The sequence below is a fragment of the Paraburkholderia ribeironis genome, from assembly GCF_900019265.1.
Taxonomy (GTDB): domain Bacteria; phylum Pseudomonadota; class Gammaproteobacteria; order Burkholderiales; family Burkholderiaceae; genus Paraburkholderia; species Paraburkholderia ribeironis.
In genome coordinates, this window is record NZ_CYGX02000045.1 from 99,693 (window position 1) to 114,861 (window position 15,169).

General features: G+C 59.3%; 11 protein-coding genes. 7 read left to right on the top strand and 4 right to left on the bottom strand.

What is annotated here, in order from left to right; translation table 11 throughout:
* Positions 1 to 159: 159 nt before the first annotated feature.
* From BN2475_RS20330 to BN2475_RS20340, 3 genes are all read right to left on the bottom strand, one after another.
* Positions 160 to 1,482, bottom strand: coding sequence for an MFS transporter (locus BN2475_RS20330; RefSeq protein ID WP_094781291.1), 1,323 nt, complete (start codon positions 1,480 to 1,482; stop codon positions 160 to 162).
* Between the two features lie 93 nt (positions 1,483 to 1,575).
* Entirely contained in the window at positions 1,576 to 3,012 is a 1,437-nt protein-coding gene (locus BN2475_RS20335) for an aldehyde dehydrogenase (NADP(+)) (protein WP_094781292.1), read from the bottom strand.
* A gap of 363 nt (positions 3,013 to 3,375) precedes the next feature.
* A complete protein-coding gene (locus BN2475_RS20340; RefSeq protein ID WP_143325827.1) occupies positions 3,376 to 4,449 on the bottom strand; it encodes a hypothetical protein in 1,074 nt (357 codons plus the stop codon).
* A gap of 307 nt (positions 4,450 to 4,756) precedes the next feature.
* Between BN2475_RS20340 and BN2475_RS33710 the strand changes: the two genes are divergently transcribed.
* The 5 genes from BN2475_RS33710 (at position 4,757) to BN2475_RS20360 (ending at position 9,802) form a co-directional block, all read left to right on the top strand.
* Positions 4,757 to 4,948: a hypothetical protein gene (locus tag BN2475_RS33710; protein WP_143325828.1), complete on the top strand. Its 192-nt coding sequence runs from the start codon at positions 4,757 to 4,759 to the stop codon at positions 4,946 to 4,948.
* A gap of 494 nt (positions 4,949 to 5,442) precedes the next feature.
* Positions 5,443 to 6,468: a porin gene (locus BN2475_RS20345; protein ID WP_094781294.1), complete on the top strand. Its 1,026-nt coding sequence runs from the start codon at positions 5,443 to 5,445 to the stop codon at positions 6,466 to 6,468.
* A gap of 349 nt (positions 6,469 to 6,817) precedes the next feature.
* Positions 6,818 to 7,243: a hypothetical protein gene (locus tag BN2475_RS20350; RefSeq protein ID WP_143325829.1), complete on the top strand. Its 426-nt coding sequence runs from the start codon at positions 6,818 to 6,820 to the stop codon at positions 7,241 to 7,243.
* A 57-nt stretch (positions 7,244 to 7,300) separates the two neighbouring features.
* Positions 7,301 to 8,257 (top strand): helix-turn-helix domain-containing protein, encoded by a 957-nt coding sequence (locus BN2475_RS20355; protein WP_094781296.1) that lies wholly within the window; start codon positions 7,301 to 7,303, stop codon positions 8,255 to 8,257.
* 369 nt (positions 8,258 to 8,626) lie between these two features.
* Positions 8,627 to 9,802: a lactonase family protein gene (locus BN2475_RS20360; RefSeq protein WP_245841434.1), complete on the top strand. Its 1,176-nt coding sequence runs from the start codon at positions 8,627 to 8,629 to the stop codon at positions 9,800 to 9,802.
* Between the two features lie 80 nt (positions 9,803 to 9,882).
* Here BN2475_RS20360 and BN2475_RS20365 read toward each other — a convergent pair whose 3' ends face one another.
* Positions 9,883 to 10,869 (bottom strand): zinc-dependent alcohol dehydrogenase family protein, encoded by a 987-nt coding sequence (locus BN2475_RS20365; protein WP_094781297.1) that lies wholly within the window; start codon positions 10,867 to 10,869, stop codon positions 9,883 to 9,885.
* Between the two features lie 394 nt (positions 10,870 to 11,263).
* On the opposite strand from BN2475_RS20365, the gene BN2475_RS20370 reads away from it, so the two are divergent.
* Both BN2475_RS20370 and BN2475_RS20375 read left to right on the top strand, forming a co-directional pair.
* A complete protein-coding gene (locus BN2475_RS20370) occupies positions 11,264 to 12,058 on the top strand; it encodes a substrate-binding periplasmic protein (RefSeq protein WP_094781298.1) in 795 nt (264 codons plus the stop codon).
* The gene (locus BN2475_RS20375) at positions 12,055 to 15,165 is read left to right on the top strand and encodes a bifunctional diguanylate cyclase/phosphodiesterase (RefSeq protein WP_094781299.1); all 3,111 of its coding nucleotides are present in this window, start codon (positions 12,055 to 12,057) and stop codon (positions 15,163 to 15,165) included. The genes BN2475_RS20370 and BN2475_RS20375 overlap by 4 nt, the downstream gene beginning before the upstream one ends.
* Positions 15,166 to 15,169: the final 4 nt, after the last annotated feature.

Below are 15,169 nucleotides of genomic sequence, written 5' to 3' on the forward strand. Positions count from 1 at the left end.
GCCAGGAAGTGACCCGCTGGCGTGAATGCAGCGAAGCGTTGCACAAGCGTGGCGCGCTTCAGTGAGTTTGCACTGAACCGATTGAACAATCCGGGAATGCCGGTGTCCGTGAAAAGCTGCAAACCAGCGAATACCGGAGCACCTTGATCAAGTTCTTCTTTATTCAGTAGTGCCGCTCTGCGTCCCGGCAGAAGTCTGCATTGCTGTCTGCGCAATTTCGTTACCGATGTCGTTGACTTTCGGCGCCCATTTGCGCTGAAGCAGAATCACGGTGCTCGTTGCGCCGAGCAGCAGGAACCCGAAGATCGCCATCATGGGCAGTCTGTAGCTGCCGCCAAGATGGAGCAACCAGCCTGAAAGGCTCGCCGATACACCGCCGGCGAGACTGGTGGCAACCTGTTGCAGTCCCGTGTTCAAGCCGACCGCCTGTTTGGGGATCAAGGTCAGCTTGACCAGCGCCAGGTTGTTCGCCGTGACAAGGCCGAGTAGCGAGAGCGAGAGCACGTTCCAGAACAGCGCCATGTCGGGCGACGGGGTGTAGGCGCCGAGCAGCACGGTCGTTGCGCCGATAAAGCCGGCCACGATGAAGCATTTGCGCACCACCACGGCGTCGTTGCCGCGGGCGATAATCCGGTCCGCGGCCCAGCCTGCGAGCGCTGCAACGACTGCAATTCCAGCAAAGCTGAAGAACGTATAGAGCCCGGATTTTTCGAGGGAAAGACCGCGCTGCTCGACCAGATAGGCCGGCATCCAGGTCATGCAATAGAAAGTGAAATAGCTGTAGCAGAAGTTAGTGATCAGCCCGCCCCAGATGACCGGGCTGGCTAACAGGTTTCTGAGGGGCACCGAAGAGGCCTGCTGTATCGCTGCCGCAAGTTCTGCTTTGGATGGGTAATCGTTTTTAACCATCAGCAGCCAGGGCGCGAGCCAGATCAATCCGGCGAGGCCAGTCGCAATGAACATCACCTTCCACGAATAGGCGACGATCATCCACGCCGCAATAGGCGCGCCGAGAGCGGGACCCATCTTGCCGCCGATCGAAAAGATGCCGAGGGCGGTGCCCTTCTGGGTTTCTTCGAAGTTGTTGGCGAGGTAGCGATAGGTGGCCGGAACCACGACGGCTTCGGCCACACCGATGAGCAGACGCATGATGATCAGCGCCGAAAGCGTCGTGACCATGCCGGTGGCCGCGGCCGCCATGCACCACAACACGAAGCAGATCGAGTAAGGCCATTTCACACCATAGCGATCGACCAGCCAACCCATCGGCATCAGGAAGAGCCCGTAGGACCAGAAGACGGCTGAGTTGAGCCAGCCGCGCTGCACGCTCGTCAGTGCGAATTCGCGAATGAAGCTGTGGTCCGCGAGTGCGGAAGACAGGCTCGTGCGGTCAACGAAGGAAATCAATAGTCCGAGTGCGAGAAGCACGAGAACACTCCATGGATTCCCAGCTGCCGCTCGTTTCAATTGATTCGTCTGCATCGACGTTTCTCTCATGTTGCGAAAAGAGTCCGGATGACCCGAGGCCTCTTTTCGCTCATAGGGTGATCGGCTACGTACGATTGTCCGCAGCAATCAGCAAGGCTGTCCCTCACGCTCAGCGAGCCACGCAGGGGCACTCTGAAGCGCAACTGGCCGAAGGAAGCGGTCCATCGCGGCACAGCCTACCGAGGTCGTGAAGGGCTGGGTTGACGCCGGCCATGGTCCACCGTGCTGCTGACTACCCGTCACGGCAACTCCGGTAGGAACGCCGCTGAAAAGAACCCGCCCGGCGATCTGCGTCGCGCAGCGCGTGATACGGCGCGCGTCGGCAGAGTCGCTTTGTGCACCCCAGATGGTCACTGTCAAACTTCCGCCGACCGCGTTCAGAACTTCCACGATTTCATCGGTAGAACCCGCACGCACGAGAAGGCAGGCTGGACCAAAGATCTCCTCATGCAACGCGTGCTGTGCCACAAAGTTCTTCGCGCTGGTTCGCGCAAGCACTGGACGCGGCGGCGCATGATCTTCACTGGCAGACTCGCCGGCCAGAATGGTCTGCACGCCGGGCGTGCCAATCAGACGGGCAACACCTGCATCGAAATTGCGCTTCATGGCTGGTGTCAGCATGGCGTGGGTCTTCTTGCTCTGCAGTGCGTCACGCAGCGCACTTTCAAATCTGTCGGCGTCTGCACTGTCGAGCAGCACAACCAGGCCGGGACTCGTGCAGACCTGTCCAGATCCGAACTCGATCGACGCGGCCAGATTCTGCGCCAGTTCCTCTGCTTGCGCGGCCAGCGCGGATGGCATCGCGACGACCGGATTGATCGAGCCGAGTTCGCCATAGAACGGGATCGGTCGAGGACGCGAATTCGCTTGCGCCCACAATGCCGTACCGCCCTTGAATGATCCGGTAAAGGCAACTGCTGCGATATCGGGACTACGTACCAGTTCGACGCCTACGTCGACGCCCGCACCCTCCACCATGCCGAGCAGGCCCTCAGGCAATCCCTGCTGTGCCAGTACCGAGCGCGCCAGTTCGAATACCTTGCGCGACAGGCGCGGATGACCGGGGTGCGCCTTTATCACCACGGGGCAGCCGGCAGCGAGGGCTGACGCGGTGTCGCCACCCAGGACGGAGAACGCAAATGGAAAATTGCTCGCCGAGAACATCGCGACGGGTCCAAGCGGAATGCGCACACGAGTCAGATGCGGGCGCCCAAGAGGAGGCGCGCCGACGATAGCCGCGTCTTCGGACACCGCAAAGGCATGGCCGGCCTCGACGTGATCGGCAAACGCGCGAAGCTGAAAATTGGTGCGCTCCAGTTCGCCATTCAGCCTCACGGGCCCAAGCGAGGTTTCATCATCGCCGAGACTGACCAGCGCTTCCCGATGTGCGATCAGCGCATCTCCGAGTCCGCGCAAGAGTGATGCACGGGTTTGGGCGGATGACTGAGCCCAATCGTCGGCTACCTGCGCCGCCGCTGTAACGGTGGCGCGAATCTGAGCGGCTGTGTGCTCCTGAATCTGCATTGCTACTCCAGAGGGATGGAAAAAAATTCTGAACGTTTGGTGTCGTGGAATGAGGCGCTGCGCTAGGAAGCGGTCAACTTTTCCCTTTGGGCCAGCGAAGGGAACAGTTTCATCCAGAGAGCGACGATCATCACGGTGCCCGCGCCGCCCAACAGTACAGAGGGCACCGCGCCCAGTCATACATCTGCCAGGCAACGATCACCATGAGCATCTGGTTGGACATGGTCATCGCAATACGGCTCAGAAAGAAGTACCGGTAGGAAGAAATCGCAAGAACCGGGTTCTTCATGAGCGAGAGAGTCTGGTAGGGAAGTGCATGACACGACACAGCGGCCGCCGCCGATGATGTGGCTTCAGAAACCATCAATGAGAGAGACGTGACACCGGTGTATCTCTCGAACGACCATTGGTACCCACTGATCGGGCACGCCAATGGTCGTCGCGTTCAACTACGTTGCCAATTAGAAGTGAATCTCGGCCATCACCATCGGTGCTGATGTTATCGTGCTGACTCGTTTCGCGAGTCGGCGAGCCGTACATGTGATACCAGTACTCGTAACCGACGCCCGCGTAAATCGTGCGCGGGTGACCGGCGAACGAGTCAAGGTCGGCTAGCAGGGAAACCCGGGTGAGAAATTCCGTCGTCGTCTCAACTCCGAAAGCATCCTTTCCTTTTGGACCAGTGACACTCGCAAAACCACGGAATATCCATGGCACCGGCCCCGTCCTGAACGGAACGAGCCACGAACTCTCGATGTGCCACGCGGTGTCGAAACGCACGTCCTTGCCGACCACACCGTTGTGGTTGCTTTCGGTTCGAATACCCGCGGTCAGATTCAGGAAGCCTCGCGGCATCGCGAATTCGATAGTCGGACCCACAACGAGCATCCGTGCACGCTCTGCGAAGGCGTCGTTCTTGGTGCCGATTTCATAACCGGTGGTCAGGCCGACGTCCCGAATGATGCCGATGCCCACCTTCCGCCCAAGAATTTTTCCGGCGCTGAACGTGACCCGGCCGACGCTATACAACTCCTGTGCGCCACCCGAAGACGGGCCGCCGGCTTCCGGATTAGCATCGTTCGAGATGATGTAATCCACGTTGAACGCGTAGCTACCGAATTTGAAGCCGCCGGCCGTCGTGAGGTAGCCGATGTTCTGGGCGACCTTGTCGGGAACGCCCGGGTAGTGGAAGTTGCTGCCGTAGCGGTAGCCGATATAAGTATCGTTCCACGACACAGGCGGCGCGCCGATTTCCTCGCCCGACTTCAAATCCGCCGCAGAGAGAGGGCCGGCACCCGTCGCGGGGGCCGGTTGGGTCTGTGTGGGGGCGGAAGTGGTAGGTGCGCTGAACACCTCCGCGTAACTGAGTTCGCTCAAACAGCAGAACATGGCCACGCCAAGAAGCGGCTTACGCAAAGCAATAGATATTCCTTTCATGTCTCCGTCCATATGGTTCTGTCAGTCCCGCTTTCGTTCGACCTGGTCGACGACGAACGAGGGGGCTGGATGCTCGGGGCTGGTTGTCGAAGCCGGTCGACTTACCCCTGCAATACAAGGCTAGGGAAATGCCCGAGCTTGGCGCTGCGCGCTTTTTATTGAATGTCTTTGAGGTCTCTCCGTCGAAATTGGATTTATGTTGATAAATGACGCAAGGTCGCGTCCCGACTCTTGATCCGGCCGTGCCCCCGGGCAACTGTTGGGAGAGTCAACACAGTGCAATTCTGTTGCGGCGTCAGGAATGGTATTGGATGCCCGACTGTCTGCCTTTACACAAAAGTTAGATTCGCTGGCATTTTTTTATCTCTTGGTGGAGATCGGCGGCGCGGTGAACCGCGTTGGCATGCCGAGCCAGTCTTGGGCGTTGGTGCGCTTTTGGTCGCTGGTATTGCCGGGTAAGCCGGAGGGTGTACGTGGCGGGCTGACAGTACCAAAGTGAGAATTGACCGAATCACAAAGCGTGGTCAAACCGCTCTTGCCGGCTTGCGTCGATCGAAAAAAATGCCAGTGAATCTAAGTTTTGTGTAGGGACGAGGGATGGGGCATCAAATATTCTTGACCTCGCAAGACAATGTGTCTGATGGTTGGAGGCTTTATCAGATCTTTGAGCCATCGGCGAACCTTCGGCTTCGCGCCTCAATGCGATCCTCGGCCGAGTTCAAACATTGCATGACTCGCGCGGCCATTGGCACCGGTTGTTTTCTTCAGCCTGTGAGGCGTGTTGCTTCCTCATTCTGCGCGGCTGTACCGGCTTGAAATCTCTGGGTCCACACGTTCGCCAGGTACATTCCTGGATTTTGTTGTCCATCGGTCAAAGGAAGCCGACAAAAAAATAACATCAGGAATGCGAACTTATATGTGAAGTTCTTGAATTTGGCAATTCGATCGGCCAAAGGAGGAATTTTAATAATTACATGTTTATTCGGAGATGAAATGAAAAAGCTGGTCACTCTTGCATCCGGCATCGCCTCGGCATGCGTTTTTAGCACTGCATATGCTCAGTCGTCAGTCACCCTGTACGGCATCATTGACAACGGCCTGGAATATCAGAATGCGGGTGCCGGGGCGGTAACGCGCGCCGTATCCGGCGGACTGTTTGCCAGCAGGTATGGGTTAAAGGGCACGGAGGATATTGGTGGCGGCCTGCAGATCAATTTTCAGCTGGAGCAGGGCTTCTCCGGAGTGACTGGCGCGGCATCGAATTCAGCCGCCGCTTTCAATCGTCAGGCATGGATCGGCGTATCGGGAGGTTTTGGTGAGGCGCGCTTCGGGTTGCAGAATACACCGCAGTACGTATTCATCAACCCCGAACTTGATCCGGTGGCGGTAATGAGCATCGGATCCCCGATGAACAATTTCAACAGCCTGACCGTCCGGGTCAATAACGCGATCTCCTATTTCACGCCCACGGTCTACGGCTTGGCCGCGCAATTTATGGTGGCGATGCGTGATTCGACGACCAAACCGACGAACGGGCTGCATTTCTATAACGCGGCAGTCCGTTACGTAAACGGACCTTTTCGCGCGGCGGCCGGCTATGAGCAGGCGGACAATGCGGCCGGAACCTCGACACTCAAGATTTTCAACGCAGGGGCGTCGATGGGCGTCGGATCCGCCCGGTTTTATCTGGCCTACCACACGGAACGTCAGACCGACAACAGCGTAAAGCGTGACGTGTACGAAGTATCGGGTTCGTATTCGTTCAGTCCCGCCGACCAGCTTTCTTTGATGTACGGCTATGCGCACGACCGCAAAGGCCAGGGAAACAACGCACAGCAAGTGGGCTTGACTTATTCATACTCCCTCTCCAAGCGGACCACGCTGTATGGTTCTGCAGGATTCATCCAGAACCGGAATCAGGCGAAATTCACCCTCAACGGCACCGGCTATACGGGTATTGCGGTCGCGCCAGGCGCCGACACGCGCGGCGTAGTAGTGGGAATGGTGCACAGATTCTGATGCTGGCGGCGCCGGTGGCTCGGGACGAGCACCGGCGCTCGGTCAATACCGTTGCACATGCCACGGAAATGGTTGGAAAAATATTGCCGGTTTCCGCGACTCTCCGAGAGTGCTAGGATGACATCCCGGCGCGCTTCTGGCTTCTTTCTTATTAGGGAATACGCTGGGAAAATGGTTGGGTGAGGCCTGCTGGCAAGACTTGCGAGGTACTTTCAATGGCGGAGAACCTACGTATAGACGATTTCCTCAAACCCCCGAGCCTGTTAATTTCTTTGCCGAGCTATTAACCTCCACTGTCGAAACCATGACAGGCCGAGGCGAGGTGTAAGCCGTTTCTGGATGACGAACTGTGGTTACGTATCGATCCGTTGTTACCGCCTTTAAGCCCATGCGTGTTGGTGATTGTGGCCCCGGCGGCGCGAATCACATTCTCCTCGCCGCAATCGTGATCGGCGCGAGTCATCGCGATGTCACGCAGCCGCGGCCCTTGTTCGACACGCACCTCGCGATGCGGGAACGCCAACGTCGATCACTTCAAAAAGCACTAGCGCTCCACGCCGATCACGGCGACGACCCCGATCCGGAGCGACAGCCGTTACGCGAGCGCGGCATCAAGCCTGGTTGCGCCATTGTCTGTTGCAACAAACCGTTCAATGGCGTTGAAAATCAGCCGAGAGAGATGCAACTGACCAACCCTATGGTGAAGACGACATACAGTCGCCTGATTGGCCAAATGCGGCCCGAGCGGAACCAGCGCCAGAAATCTTCCGCGTAAGGCCGGTATTGCAATGACGGCCGCTGCTGAATTCGATTCGGCCGTCAAGGAGACTTTATGACACACAGTGCCGAGGCAAAACATCAATCCAAAGCGTTCAGCAAAGTGAAGCGGACAACCGTTCCCAAGGTCCGTTTGTACGTGGAGCGCCCCGAAGAAAAGCCATGGCTTGTGCATGTCGGGCATGTCACTGACCGGGGCCGCTGGCGAACCGAGCCGCACGCGCATCCGGCTTATGGCCAGGTCATTTTTGTTCGCAGCGGGCGCGGTGTCATGAACCTCGAAGGTAGCAGCGTGCCATTCGAGGGTCCCTGCGCGTTGCTGTTGCCGACCGAATGTGTCCACGGTCTTGACTACGATGACGATGTCGACAGATGGGTGGTGACGATCGAGGTGGCCTATCTGGCGCAAGTCAACGCCAAACTCCGCGAGTTCATTGCGCTCTGGGCGTCACCCAGGATGATTCCACTGTCTTATTCCGCCGAGGCCGGAATGGAGTTTTACAATTTGATCAACAGCCTCAAGCATGAGGTCGAGTCCGACGCAGTCGGGCATGTGGTCGGCGCAGAAGCGCTGCTTACGACTCTTCTGCTCAGACTCGTGCGTGAAACACGTTTGGACGAGACCGGCAACGAAGGCGCAATACGCAACGATATTCGCCAGGTGGACCGGTTCCGTAAGCTGATTGAGCAACACTTCCGGGAGAACCTGTCGCTGCAAGACTATGCGTCAATGATGGCGGTGTCTCTGGTGCAATTGCGGGCAGCCTGTGCTTCAGCGGCGGAGCAAAGCCCTACGAAAATGATTCATGCACGAATTATCACGGAAGCAAAACGCAACCTCATTTTCGGCGACATGTCAGTGGAGCAGATCGCCTTTGGACTTGGCTTCGTGGACGCCGCGTACTTTACGCGGTTCTTCCGCAGAGAAGTCGGCCAGGCTCCAAGTCAGTTTCGCGTCGCTGCTCGACAGCAGGCCCCATCGCAAAGTCCTGTCGCCGCAGCGGGGCGGTAAGTCCGACGAGTCTTCACGAGGCGGCCAAGCTATGGCCGGCCATGGCGATTCCTTTCTCTGAACACGGGCATGCGTCGCCATCGAGGCCGCTCCCGGCCGATTGATTTGCGAATCGATGCCGCACTCGAGCGGGTCGAAAAATGCAAGTGAATCGGATTTTTGTGCAGGGACGCCAGAAGGTGGATCGAATACGCTTAGCCAGCGTGTTCACCCCACCGACGGTGCGAGAACTGCTGGTCGCTTTCACCGGCACTGTGCAGCGGCGAGCCGCAATGCGGATAGTGGACGATTGCCGTTGGTGGCCTGTCGATACTATGTGTGCAGGCACTGACTTTCCTCTCACACCCTCTGTGTCTCCATTGAATCGATATGAGCCGGTTGTTTCAGAAAAATAGCGTGACGCGGCTTGGAGTGGTGGTGCTCGCCGTATTGACGTTGTCAGCAGGCATGGTAGACACAACCATTCGTGCCGCGACGTTACCGACACCCGCGCACACTGAATTCGTCTACGTCGGCACGTCACAGAGCCAGATCAGCGCGCTGCGCTTCGATACATCCACCGGCCAACTCACAGCGATCGGCCCGGTTGCACAAGGGCTGAAATCCACATGGGTCGCGGCGCATCCCGATCTGCCGATCCTGTACGCGGTCGATGACGATAGCACCAAAGAAGGCAGCATCACCGCTTACGCGGCGGATCGCGGAACCGGCGCGCTCACCAGGGTCAACGCGGTCCTGACGGGCGGCCGCGGAACCACATATTTGCGCTTCGATCCTGCGTCGATGACCTTGCTGGGCGCCAATTACAACAGCGGGTCCGTATCGAGCGTCGCCGTCAACCCGGACGGCAGCGTGGGAGAACTCGTGTCCACGATCGCGGAGACCGGGTCCGGACCGAATCGGCGGCAGGCGAGTGCGCATGCACACAGTATCGCCATCGATCCGTCCGGCAAGTACGCGCTGGTTCCCGACCTGGGCGCGGATCGCGTTTTCATTTATCGCTTCGACAGGGCGACACACGCTTTGTCACAGGACGACGATGCTCATCCGCACGCGTTCATTGCGCCGTCGGGCAGTGGTCCCCGTCATATCGAGTTTGGTGCGAACGGTCGGTTCGTCTACCTGCTGACTGAACTGAACGCCGAGATCATGGTGTTCCGCTGGGACGCGTCACAAAAGGAGTTGACGTTCGTGCAAGCGTTGCCGATCACCTCCCAGACGTTCGACGGTGTGAAAAGCGCAGCCGAGATTGCGGTCAGCCATGACGGACGTTTCGTTTATGTCGAAAACCGCGCAGAAAATTCGCTGATGGTCTATGGCGTGAGCCCGGACACGGGAGAGCTTTCGCTGGTTCAGCGTGTGTCGTCGGGCGGCGACAAGCCATGGGGCTTCGGCATTGATTCGTCGGGCAGATGGTTGCTGGTGGCGAACCAGCGCAGCGGCAAAGTGAACGTGTTCAGTATCGACCCCGTGTCGGGCAAGGTGGCGGACACCGGGCAATCGGCCGACGTACCGGGCCCCACCAGCGTGGCGTTTGTCAAATAACACACACGGAACACACACGCCCGCGACGGGCTGGCTTCGCCTGGCGAATCGTGGTCGCGAATCGGAACGTCGCCGCCAACTTACTCCACCTCGACTACAACCTTGGTACGTGCCGTGCCGGCTGCGACGATTTCATACGCCTCGTCTGCCGTGCTCAGATCGAACGGTCGCGGATCGACCACCGGCTTGAGGACACCGCTTTCCACGAGTCGTGTTGCCTCGCGCATCATTGCTCCATGGTGTGCGCGGCATTTTCCCGACAGCAACGGGTATAGCGTGAAAACGCCGGAATAGCTCGCTTCGCGAAAGGATAGCGGCGCGAGTGCGTGGGTACCCCAGCCGAGCGCACTGACCACATGCCCGAAGTGCTTGACGGCTGCGAACGAAGCATCGAGCGTGGCGCCGCCTGCCGTATCGACGACCAGGTCGAATCCCTCGCCATCCGTATGCGCCGCCACGTACTGCTCGACGGACTGCGCGCGGTAGTCGATCGGCGTTGCACCGAGCTGCTGTATCAGTGCGCCATGATGAGCGCTGGCGGTGGCATAGACGTCGGCGCCCAGCGCCCGTGCCAGTTGCACCGAAATGTGACCGACACCGCCTGAGCCCCCCTGAACGAGCACTTTCGCACCGGCCTGCAAGTTGGCGCGATCGACGATGCCGGCATACGAGGTAATGAACGCGAGCGGCAATGAAGCCGCTTCGCGCATCGACAGATTGTGCGGTGTGTGAGCGAGCAGAGCCGCATCGACGGCTGCGTACTGCGCAAGCGATCCTTGAATGCCGCCGACGCCACCCGCCATGCCATATACCTTGTCGCCGACACCGAACTCAGTGACGCCGGCGCCGACCTCCGTCACCGTGCCGGCCAGATCGATGCCCAGTATCAGTGGCAACGGGTGTTTCGCATGCCCGGCGGCGCCCGCGCAAATCTTCACGTCGAGCGGATTGAGGCCGCTCGCCGCAATGCGCACCAGCACCTGACCGGCCGCGGGCTCGGGGCGTGGCAGCGTCGTGAGTTCCAACGGACCGTTATAGCGGGTGAGTACCAACGCATGCATGGACATTTGGACGCTCCTTCTCTCGCCGCCACCTCGGTGTGGCGTGTGGATGCGCGCATCATGACGCCTGCGCCTGCGCTTTGTAAATTCGATTGAATCCTGGGCTGAGCCACCGCAAACGTTTGCTTCGCTTACCTAAGTCTCGTCAGGCCGTCGTCGTGCCGGGAAAAAACACCAGTACCCCTCAAGAACTGCAGAGCGTTGCCGATACTGCGTGAAGAGCGCCTTTCAATCAAAGGTTCCGCAGCCCTGCGGAGCAGGGTATGCTGATGAGCTTGCAAAAAACGCATCTTCATCTTATTAGCAGCATTCGGAGCGACGCAATAGCGGGATTCGCTGTCGACATCATGCTGAAATATTGAGTGCGGTATTAAGGTCACTTTCGCGCGACGGAGACACTGTGATTCGACATGGCCTTTCGAGTTTGCTGCTTGCGCTAAGCTGTCTTGGCAATGCCATGGCCGCGGGCCCGGAATGCTCGCGTTCATTTACGCTGGCGTTGCACGATCACGGCCTGCTCTATTCTGTCGACACTGACACCGGGATCGACAAGGACTTCGCTGATGAGTTGATTCGCCGTAGCGGCTGCCAGATCAGAGTCAGCCTGATGTCGCGGGCGCGGATCTGGAAGCTGATCGAATCGGGCGGACTCGATTTCAGTCTGTCGGGCATTGCCAATGACGAGCGCAATCAGTACGCGGATTTCGCCTGGTATTTCAGCAACAAGTACTATCTGCTGGTGCGCAAGGACGCGGGAATCCGTCAGCTGGCCGATTTCGAGCATAACGACCAGTTTCAACTCGGCGTCATCCGCAGCTTTCGCTATAGTGAATCGGCCAACCGGCTGGTCGACGCGCTGTCGGCTCAAAACCGCGTCAGCCAGGCCGGCGGTCTGGAGCCGCTGTACCAGGCGCTGATTCTCCGGCGCATCCAGGGCATGATTATCGAGCCTTTCGACTACCCTGCAATCGACGAAAAGAGAATCCGCGACGTGACCAGCATCGTCGAATTCGACGACCCTTCCGTCCCGCATGGCCTCATCATGTCGAAGAAGGCGCTGCCGCAAGCCGAGCGGGAAAAGTGGCGCGCTCTGGTGAATGAAATGCGCGCGGACGGTACGGTTCAGCGAATCTTCGAAAAGTATTTCAAACCTGACCTTGCCGGCGCGATGGTCAATTTCCAGACCCGGCAGTGAACTGGACGCGCCTTGTCCTGCTGCCGCTACTGGTCATGTCCGCTGCGCTCAGCGTGACGTGGATGCTGTGGGATCATGAGCGGCAAGCCGCCCGCCACGAACTTCAGACGCAGTTCGACTTCTCGCTGGGCGACGCTGTCAGCCGCATCGAGCAGCGCATGGGCACCTATGAACTCCTGCTGCACGGCGTGCAAAGCATGTTCGCCGCCACCGGGCAGATTGACCGCGACCAATTCCGCGACTACGTCGGCGCGCTCACGCTCGACGCCAACTTCTCCGGCATCCAGGCGATCGGCGTGATCTCCTGGGTGCCGGCGGCACAAAAGGCCGAACATATCGCGACCGTGCGCCGTCAAGGGCTGCCCGACTATGCGATTCAGCCCAACGGCGCACGCGAAAACTACGCGCCCATCATCCAGCGAGAGCCGTATGTCGGCATCAATCGCGCGTCGCCCGGTTTCGATGCATGGGTCGACCCGGTACGGCGGCGTGCCATGGAGCAGGCGCGCGACTCGGGCCTCGCGACCCTTTCCGGAAAGGTGCGCCTGTCAGTGGACGCCGGCAGCAATGCCCGCCCGGGCTTCATCATGTATCTGCCGATCTACGCACGGGGCGAGCCGCAAGACAGCGTTGCCCAGCGCCGCGCGCATCTGGTCGGCTGGGTCTACGCGTCTTTCCGCATGCACGACGTCATTGCGAGCCTGTACGGCGAGCAACCACCCGGCCTCACGATCGCTATCTACGACGGCGTCGAACCGTCGTCCGCGGCGCTGTTGCACAAAACCCCCGAAGCGCCCGGTCATCATCTCGCGGCGGATATGTCGGCCAGTGAATATCTGGTCGTCGGCGGCCATGACTGGATACTCTCGATGAGTGCGCAGGACGACTTCAAGGCCCGCTTCGGCCGCAACGCGGCGCTGCCGATCGCCGGCATCGGCGTCGGCCTTAGCCTGCTGCTCGGGCTGCTCACCTGGCTGATGATGACCGGCCGCCGCCGCGCAATGCGGCTTGCCTCGGCCATGACAAAGGAATTGCGCGAGAACGAGGAGAAATTCCGCGCGATCGCCGACTGTACGGTCAATTGGGAGACCTGGTGGGGACCCGACGGCAAGCCCCGCTGGATCAACTCGGCAGTGGAGAAGTACATCGGCTATACGGTCGACGAGTGCATGGCAATGCCGGACCTTGCCGGCACTGTGATCTATCCGGAGGATATGCCTCGCGTCGCACCCGAGTTCCGGAAAGCGCAACAAGGCTTTCGCGGCGATGACCTCGAGTTTCGCTGCGTTCGCAAGGACGGCTCCGTCATGTGGCTCTCCGCCTCCTGGGTGCCGATCAGCAATGCCAAAGGCGATTTCGTCGGCTTTCGCATGAGCGGTCGCGACATTACCGAGCGCAAACAGGTCGAGGCTGAGCTTCGAATCGCCGCTGTTGCATTCGACTCGATGGAACCGATGATGATCACCGACGCGAGCGCCACGATCCTGCGCGTGAACTCGGCTTTTATCCAATGCACCGGCTATACGGCCGACGAAATCGTGGGCCAGACAGCGCGAGTGCTGCAGTCGGGTCGTCATGACGCCGCATTCTTTCAGCAGATGTGGGAAGCGATCCATCGTGTCGGCGGATGGCAAGGGGAAATCTGGGACCGCCGCAAGAATGGCGAGGTGTATCCGAAATGGCTCACAATCTCCGCCGTGATGGGCGAAGATGGAATCGTCAGCCACTATGTGGGCACGCATCACGATATTACCGAACGCAAGATCGCGGAAGAGCGAATCAAGGAACTGGCCTTTTTCGATGCGCTGACCCGATTGCCGAATCGCACGCTGCTGCTGGATCGCCTGAAGCAGGCGATCACGGCCAGTGCCCGGACCGAGACTTGCGGCGCGCTGCTGTTCATCGACCTTGATCACTTCAAGACGTTGAACGATACCCTGGGCCACGACAAAGGCGACCTGCTGCTGCAGCAAGTGGCGCAACGTCTGGCGGCGAGCGTGGTCGAGAGCGACACGGTGGCCAGGGTGGGTGGTGACGAGTTCGTCGTGGTGCTGGGAAACCTGCACAAGAACTGGGAGGAGGCGGCCAATCAGACCGAGACCACGGCCGAAAAAATCCTCACCTTGCTTGGCAGTCCGTATCAGCTTGGCGAGATCGAATACCGCAGTACCGCGAGCATCGGCGCGACGGTCTTCAGGGGACATCAGGCCTCGATGGACGAACTTTTGAAACAGGCCGACCTCGCGATGTACAAGTCCAAGGAAAGAGGGCGCAACGCCGTGCGTTTTTTCGACCCGGACATGCAGACTGTCGTGGTTGAGCGCGCCGCGCTGGAAGCCGGGTTGCGCAATGCCATCGAAGACAACCAGTTTCTGCTCCATTACCAGGCGCAGATCGACGGTAACCGCGTAACGGGCGCTGAAGCCCTGGTGCGCTGGCAGCATCCCGGGCGCGGTATTGTGCCTCCTGCCGACTTCATTGCGTTGGCCGAAGAAACCGGCCTGATCCTCGCTCTGGGCAGCTGGGTTCTCGAGACGGCCTGCGCGCAACTGGCGCGCTGGGCGAAGCGGCCGGACATGGCGGATCTGACGATTGCGGTCAATGTCAGCGTCCAGCAGTTTCGCGAGCCCGATTTCGTGGACAAGGTATTCGCCATCATCAGTCGGACAGGCGCGAGGCCGGACCGGTTAAAGCTGGAGCTGACGGAAAGCGTGCTGGTGGACAATGTGCAGGACGTCATCCAGAAGATGAGCGCACTCAAGGCGAAGGGCGTGGTCTTTTCGCTGGACGACTTCGGTATCGGCTATTCGTCGCTTTCGTATTTGAAGCGTCTGCCTTTGGACCAGTTGAAAATCGACCGCTCATTCGTGCGGGATGTGTTGATCGACCCTAACGATGCCGTGATTGCCAGAACCATTGTGGCGCTCGCGCACAGCCTCGGCTTGGGCGTCATCGCCGAGGGGGTCGAGACCGAGGCGCAGCGCGACTTTCTCGCCGCCGCTGGATGTCACGCGTATCAGGGCTTCTATTTCTGTCGCCCGGTTCCGGTCGAGGATTTTGAAGCGGTGCTGAAGAGACTCGACGCGCATCAGTGCATGGTCGAATGAGCGA